Source organism: Polaromonas sp. (assembly GCF_030689685.1).
Lineage (GTDB): Bacteria > Pseudomonadota > Gammaproteobacteria > Burkholderiales > Burkholderiaceae_C > Polaromonas.
Genome location: NZ_JAUYEY010000044.1, coordinates 33,543 through 39,577 on the forward strand (window position 1 = coordinate 33,543; position 6,035 = coordinate 39,577).

The 6,035-nt window shown below is 55.4% G+C and carries 8 protein-coding genes and 1 pseudogene; all 9 read right to left on the reverse strand.

Annotated features, from left to right (window positions below):
- Positions 1-14 precede the first annotated feature (14 nt).
- Complete coding sequence (soxX, locus tag Q8O29_RS11050; RefSeq protein WP_305562716.1) at positions 15-668, reverse strand: sulfur oxidation c-type cytochrome SoxX; 654 nt, start codon at positions 666-668, stop codon at positions 15-17.
- Between the two features lie 15 nt (positions 669-683).
- On the reverse strand, positions 684-1,487 hold the full coding sequence (gene soxA / locus Q8O29_RS11055) for a sulfur oxidation c-type cytochrome SoxA (RefSeq protein WP_371134214.1): 804 nt from the start codon (positions 1,485-1,487) through the stop codon (positions 684-686).
- Positions 1,488-1,558: 71 nt separating this feature from the next.
- Positions 1,559-1,870 carry a thiosulfate oxidation carrier complex protein SoxZ gene (gene soxZ / locus Q8O29_RS11060; RefSeq protein WP_305562718.1) on the reverse strand — a complete coding sequence of 104 codons (312 nt, stop codon included), beginning with the start codon at positions 1,868-1,870 and terminating at the stop codon, positions 1,559-1,561.
- Between the two features lie 48 nt (positions 1,871-1,918).
- Positions 1,919-2,377 carry a thiosulfate oxidation carrier protein SoxY gene (gene soxY / locus Q8O29_RS11065; RefSeq protein WP_305562720.1) on the reverse strand — a complete coding sequence of 153 codons (459 nt, stop codon included), beginning with the start codon at positions 2,375-2,377 and terminating at the stop codon, positions 1,919-1,921.
- Between the two features lie 57 nt (positions 2,378-2,434).
- Positions 2,435-3,571, reverse strand: coding sequence for a c-type cytochrome (locus Q8O29_RS11070; RefSeq protein WP_305562722.1), 1,137 nt, complete (start codon positions 3,569-3,571; stop codon positions 2,435-2,437).
- Complete coding sequence (soxC, locus tag Q8O29_RS11075; protein ID WP_305562734.1) at positions 3,558-4,904, reverse strand: sulfite dehydrogenase; 1,347 nt, start codon at positions 4,902-4,904, stop codon at positions 3,558-3,560. Before soxC ends, Q8O29_RS11070 begins: the two co-directional genes overlap by 14 nt.
- A 69-nt stretch (positions 4,905-4,973) precedes the next feature.
- Positions 4,974-5,312, reverse strand: a complete 339-nt coding sequence (locus tag Q8O29_RS11080; RefSeq protein WP_305562724.1) for a helix-turn-helix transcriptional regulator — start codon at positions 5,310-5,312, stop codon at positions 4,974-4,976.
- Between the two features lie 80 nt (positions 5,313-5,392).
- Positions 5,393-5,704: a c-type cytochrome gene (locus tag Q8O29_RS11085; protein ID WP_371134215.1), complete on the reverse strand. Its 312-nt coding sequence runs from the start codon at positions 5,702-5,704 to the stop codon at positions 5,393-5,395.
- 119 nt (positions 5,705-5,823) lie between these two features.
- Positions 5,824-6,035: pseudogene (locus Q8O29_RS11090) on the reverse strand (fructose-1,6-bisphosphate aldolase); the annotation flags it as partial.

Consider the following 6,035-nt stretch of genomic DNA (forward strand, 5'->3'; position numbering starts at 1 on the left):
ACTAGTGCGAGCGCTTACTGGTTCACTGGAGATTTCGGGTCCAGCAGCAGGCCAACTACGTGCCGCACTTGGGCCTCAGTGAGAATACCCAGGTGGCCGGCGCGAGGCATATTGGAGCAAGCGTTGTAGGCCTTGGAATTCCATATCTTGCCCCATGTGTATTCGACGATGGGCTTGGAAGCTTCACTGTTTGGGTCGGTCACGCCACGCAGCTTGCCGTAGTTGTAGAGGCTGGGGCCGAGCGTACCGAAAGAAATTTCCTTCTTGTCCATCTGATGGCAGTTGTAGCAATTACCGCCGTTGGCAGCCTTGGCATCGTCAGTCCAGGTGAGGCCACGGCCGCTCTGGGCAATGGCTTCGCCTTGCTTCCAATCTCCAATAAATTTGCCGTCTGACGGCCACTTGATCGCTTTTAGATTAGCGGTCTCGATTGCCTTGGCAGTTTTTTCATCCAGCGGCTTTCCAGCCACATCAGCCGCGCTGCACGCGCTCTGAGCCTCATCCTGGTTCAAACGGTCAATTTTGACTGGCCCCTGGTCGCGGAAAGACGCCTTGACGATATCAGCCGTGAGCTTGTCCAGATCGGCAGATCCGACCGTACTCACACACCCGGCTAGAACCGCAGACGTGACGATCAGACAGAGAGAAACTTTGTGGGATATTTTCATGTCAGACTCCTTAATTCAGCGCTTGAGGGCCGGTGCAATAGACTGGCCGCCTTTGCCATTCACGCCAAGGTAAACACCCAAGGCAATCGTGGCATCGCTGCCAAAACCAGGGTAGGGAAAACGCTGCTGCCGATAACAATCGTTAAGCCGCTGCTGCATGCCCCACATTTGGCCGTTCGAGACACGATAGGCTGGCCAGGCACCAAAGCCGTTGCCTGCCCCAGGATTTTTTGTGAGGTTGGGCAGGTCCTGCAAGCGTATGCGCTTGTCGTCTTCGTTGTGGCAGGAGGCGCAAGAAAAATCGTGCGTACCGCCACGCTGAAAAAAGAGACGCTTGCCGACCTCGTAAAAAACTTTTTCTTTCGCATGGCCCTGCGGCAGGTTAAATTTCAAGCCTTTTGACTCCCCGGAAATCCAGGCCGCGTACGCAGTAATGCTGTTCTGCTCGTCTTTGCCAAATGGCGTCTTGGCTATCTCTGCAGCGTTGAATCCTTGCAACGTTTCCATGCAGGTCAGCAGCCGAGACTCTAAATCCTGCACCCTCTGGGTATCTGCAAAATAACGGGGAAGCTCGACAAACACGCCCTTGACCACACCCGGCCCTTTGCCGAGGTCGCATTTTTCGAGCGACTCATTCTTCGGACCCCGCTTTTGCTTCCACAAGTCTTCTCCTTTGGCTTCAAAGAGTTCTGCGGGGTTTCCATCCTGCAACATGGCGCGGTATTGGGCAATGCCGTCGCTTGCCGATTTTTGAGCAAACGCGATGCCGCAAGTAGCGGAAAGCACAAGAACTACCGTTGCCAACATTCTGTTTTTCATGTCTGCCTCTTCATATCGTTATCGGATGGAAACTCACTGTAGGGTCACTTGAGCCCTGGTGGAATCAGTATTTACGAGACGACTGCTTCATCTGTCCGGGTACCACCCCGGTTGTCTTTCCACGTCACACCGATCTTGTCTCCGACTTTGGCGCCTTTTATGGTGAACTGTAGAAACGGATTTTTTGACACAGCCGGACCCCATTCGGCGGACAACACGGGTTTGCCGTTTTGAGTCGCTGTCACCTCGGTGATATGCCATGCAGGAATCACCTTGCCAGCAGCATCCTTGCGCTGGCCAGTCTCCATTTCATGATTCATCAGCACTCGAACTGTGGCGTTACTGCCAGCTACTTGGGCGCGAATGCGCATCGGATCAGCCATTTTGGAACTCCTGTAAGTATTAGAGAAAAATTGTCAACTGAGAAAAGCTCAACCGCCGCAACCGCCGAGCGTGACCTTCACTTCTTTTTTGGCAAACAGGGCGCGGCCATCGGCCATCACGGCCACCGCGTAGACGTCGGACGACTGACCCATCTTGGCCCGTGTTGAAAAATTTGCCTCGACGCTGTCTGTGACATTAAAAAAGGCGACCAATACGGCAGGATTCTTCTCCACAAGAATCAGAATCTGTTTGATACCGGGCAGAGAGCTGCTCGCTCCAAGTGGGACTACAGCCCCGTTTTCTGCAATGTCGGGCCCAGTGATGGTGACATCTTTACTCTCGACTGGTGCACCAGCGCCAATGGCCTTGAGCACATCGCTTAGGCTTTTAGCCTCAAAGGCTGCTTTGTTAAATTCTGCAAAAGCAGCGGTGGGAAACAGCCCCGTGCTTGCCAGCAAGCCGGCAACGATGGCGCTTTGTTTGAGTGTGTCGCGGCGATTTATCATGTTGGTTTCCTTGAGTTGAAGTGAGTACTAATTTAAAAAAGTGGCTTTGACGCCCGCTTACTTGCCTGCACCAGCGGCAAGCCAGGCCGCAATGGTTTTTGCTTCCGACTCGCTCAGGCTCTGCGCAGGCATCGGGATTGCACCCCACACACCCGCTCCGCCGCCTTTGATCTTGCCCGCAAGATAGTCCACCTTACCGGCGTGCTTTTTTGCAATTGCCGAAAACGAAGGACCGAGCAGCTTGGCGTCCATCGCGTGGCAAGCCACACACGCGTTCTTTTGCGCCAGGGCCAGCGCGAGCTTTCCGTCGGACGCGCCCGTAGCAGCCGCAGGCGCAGGGACTGCGGTCGCGATTGGGCCTGCCGCTACCGCCACAGGCGCCTTCAGCGCTGGGGTCGCCGCTGCGGTGACTTTTGATCCGGCCATGGTCGGCGCTTCAGGGCGAGTGGTATCCGCGCCGCGTTGTGGGCCAACCAGACGGTTCTGTTCGGCCAGGTTTCCATGCTGGTTGCGCGCATAGTCGGGAAGTATGGATGCCACTTTAGGTTCAATGACGCAGTCTTTCATACAGGCAGTGTTGCGTGTGTCTGCTTTACTCGTGCCGCCAAATTCCTTGCCCGGCCACATGGCGTGCTGAGTAGTCATTCCGTTGCGGTTAGGCATACGCCCTTGCACTTCCGCCATGTTTTTGTCGGACAAGGTGAAGTTGTCGGGCACCACTCCACCCAGGTTCAGCATAAAAGCCGTGACTGCATACACTTCTTCTGTCGTCAATGACTTCGGCTGAGTCCAAGGCATGGCGCGATTGATGTAGTCCCAAAGCGTTGAAACTGTGGCGACTTTCATCAAGGTCGTTCGGCCACCGGTCGGATCTTTGAGCTTCGCCGCATGTCCAGTCTTAATGTCATCAGCGGTCGTACCACCAACAATGGGGCTGAACACTTCGTTGGAGTCCCCAAAAATACCATGACAGCTAGCGCACTTGCCTTCCCAGACTTCTTGTCCTTTGGCCACCGAGCCCGCGCCGACCGGGAGGCCCTTGAAATCAGGGCGCACGTCAATGTCCCAGGCCTGAACCTCTTTCGATGTCGCATCCCGACCGACGCCCGGAAACTTGCTGGCGACCTGAGCGACGGCGAGCCCACCCACGCCAAACAACGCCACAGCCAGCACAAGTTGTTTAAAGCTGGACATTCTTGACCTCGCCGTTTTCCTGCACCAGCCACGACTGGATGGCGTTGTTGTGATAGATGGAGCGCGTGCCACGTACTGCGCGAAGCTGTTTGTAGGTAGGCTGCACAAAGCCGGTTTCATCGGTTGCCCGGCTCTGGATCAAGGCTGGTTTTCCATCCCAGACCCAGTCTAGATTGAAACGTGTAAGCGCTTTGGTCAGCACAGGTGTCTCCAGGCGTGCCTGGCGCCAGTTTCGCCCGCCGTCTACAGACACATCTACCCGCTTGACCTTGCCGCGACCCGACCATGCAAGACCCGTGATGTTGTAGAAGCCTTTGTCCAGCAGAATCTGCCCGCCGGACGGCGTAGTCACCACGCTTTTGCACTCCTGCAAATTGGAGTACTGGCGGTGCTGCCCATCGGGCTGCAGATCCATGTAATGAATCGCTTCATCTTTGGTGGCATAGGGCTTGTCGCCAACTTCCACCCGGCGCAGATACTTCACCCAGCTCACACCCTGTACACCGGGCACGACCAATCGAAGGGGGTAACCGTTTTCCGGGCGCAACATTTCCCCGTTTTGACCATAGGCAACAATCACTTCACCTGACCGGATCAAGCTCATTGGAATCGTGCGGGTCATGGATGAGCCGTCAGCCCCCTCGGCCAGAACGAACTTGCCATTCTTGAGGTCGGCACCCGCGAACTCCAGCAATGTGATGAGCGGCACGCCGGTAAACTCGCTACAGGACACCATGCCATGCGTGTACTGCACTGTGGGCACCGCAACGTTGCCCCATTCCGCGGCGGTGTTTGCCCCACACTCCATGAAATAAAACCTTGAGACGGTGGGCAGCCGCATGATCTCGTCCATCGTGAAAACCTTGGGCGTCTTGACCATGCCGTTGATCATGAAACGGTGCTTTGAGGGATCGATGTCCCACCAGCCTTGATGGTGGCGCTCGAAATGCAAACCGCTGGGCGTCACGATACCAAACAGCGACTGCAGCGGCGCAAATGAAACCGACGCCTGCGTGGTCTGGGTCAAACCGGGACTTTGACGGCGCTGTACATTCAGTTCAAATTTGGAAGGCTTGCCGTAGCCGCCATCCGACGCTACGCTCTGGCCCAACCCCAGACTGTGCTCTGGCAGTTTAAGAATATTTGGATCGCCGCCCTCTACAGGAACAGGGTTAGCCTGGCTCATGACCGACGGCACGGCGGCGCCAGCCGCTACCGCTGCAAAAGCATTTCGTATAAAACTGCGACGCCCCTGCCTGGCCTCATCTACAACCGCATGGATGTCCGCTCTGGACAAAAAGTTCTCCGGAGCTTTTATCAGACGCCCCGACATCCTTTCGTTTTGACTCACACGATCTCCTTACTTGGTCGTTTCTCTTCTGCTACACAGACACTCAGCGCCTTATGGAGCTGGCGTCAAAAGTTTTTTACCCATATCAGTCGCAACCTGGGTGCACACTGCCTTGCACACCGCAATCACAGAATCGTTGGCGATGCGGTAAAACACTTGCGCTCCCTGCTTGCGACGACTTACCAAACCGGCACGGTACATCATGGTCAAATGCTGCGACACATTGGGCTGCCCCACCTTAAGCGCGACCAGCAGCTCACTCACAGACTTTTCCCCGGAACATAATTGAAGAACGATGCGCAGCCGCACTGGTGTTGACAGCAAGCCGAACAAATCAGCCGCTCTTTCAACGACATGGGCCGCACTTTCACTCACCTCTTTATCGGTCATACCGCACGTTCAAATATCAGCATAAACAAATGTATTGAGAAACCTCATCCAACGCCACAGTGTTTACGCCTATGCGTTTTTCATTTGGCACCGCCCAGCACCCATGCGACCAGCGTAGCGGCGTCAGCATCGCTCAAAGCAGCTTGGGCCGGCATGGGAATGGGCCCCCATTTGCCGGAGCCGCCTTTCTTGATGCTGGCAACCAGATTTGCCTGGGCATCCTTCTGCCCAGCGTACTTTTTTGCAATGTCTTGATAAGCGGGGCCTACCAGCTTTTTATCTACAGCATGGCAGGCCATACACGCCTTCTCCGCCGCGAGTTCCTTGTTGGCAAATGCCGGGGCAGAAGCCAGCAGAACCGCAGTGGCTAAAATGGGGGTCAAGTTCAAGATCAGTCTCCAAAAAGTTGAATTACCAATAGACTAAATATCAGATCCTGCGAATATAACGAGGTTTGAGCGCGATCAGTTGACGAGATTGCACCAACAACACTAGGGACTTCCCCAATGCCTTATGTGTATCGAGCACTCATCGACTCCATGCTGATGGGTTTGATCCGGCTGCCCATGCCTGCACATCCAAAGGCTTCAAAGCGCGCTTTGACAATGCCGCGCGCCGCATTTTTAGCCGCCACCAGGGCCTTGCGCGGATCGAACTCACTGCGCTGCTCGGCGAACACCTGACGCATCGCGCCGGTCATGGCCAGACGAATGTCGGTGTCGA

Bases quoted from the DNA above. Each gene is read 5' to 3' on its own strand.
- soxA (WP_371134214.1), bottom strand. From the start codon at position 1,487: ATGAAAAACAGAATGTTGGCAACGGTAGTTCTTGTGCTTTCCGCTACT.
- Q8O29_RS11080 (WP_305562724.1), bottom strand. From the start codon at position 5,312: ATGACCGATAAAGAGGTGAGTGAAAGTGCGGCCCATGTCGTTGAAAGA.
- soxY (WP_305562720.1), bottom strand. From the start codon at position 2,377: ATGATAAATCGCCGCGACACACTCAAACAAAGCGCCATCGTTGCCGGC.
- soxZ (WP_305562718.1), bottom strand. From the start codon at position 1,870: ATGGCTGATCCGATGCGCATTCGCGCCCAAGTAGCTGGCAGTAACGCC.
- soxX (WP_305562716.1), bottom strand. From the start codon at position 668: ATGAAAATATCCCACAAAGTTTCTCTCTGTCTGATCGTCACGTCTGCG.
- soxC (WP_305562734.1), bottom strand. From the start codon at position 4,904: ATGTCGGGGCGTCTGATAAAAGCTCCGGAGAACTTTTTGTCCAGAGCG.
- Q8O29_RS11070 (WP_305562722.1), bottom strand. From the start codon at position 3,571: ATGTCCAGCTTTAAACAACTTGTGCTGGCTGTGGCGTTGTTTGGCGTG.